This window comes from Neisseria sp. P0001.S005, from assembly GCF_051963715.1.
In genome coordinates this window covers 1-268 of sequence record NZ_JBQCTZ010000978.1, presented here as the reverse complement: position 1 = coordinate 268, position 268 = coordinate 1, and the positions used below count along the sequence as shown (strand labels likewise).

General features: G+C 44.4%; 1 protein-coding gene. It reads right to left on the bottom strand.

Features of this window, described 5'->3' with window-relative positions; genetic code table 11:
* On the bottom strand, nucleotides 1-268 hold a 268-nt coding region (locus tag ACTHSP_RS23755), incomplete at both ends, for an AMP-binding protein (protein ID WP_440347205.1).

Sequence of the window (268 nt, the reverse complement as noted above, 5' to 3'; positions counted from 1 at the left end):
GCGTTGCCATACCGCCGCCAACCGTCAGTTTCAAAGAAGAAAAATCGATTTCGGCAAAATCAGGACGGTTGACCATCGCATTAAACAAAGTGTTGACGCCGACAAATACGCTGATGCGCTCTTTTTTCAATTCAGCAATAAAGCCTTTCATGTCGCGCGGGTTGGTAATCAGGATGATTTTTGAACCTGTATTCGCAAAAATCATCAGGTTTATCGTCAACGCAAAAATATGGTACAGCGGCAAAGCGGCGATCACATTTTCTTTGCC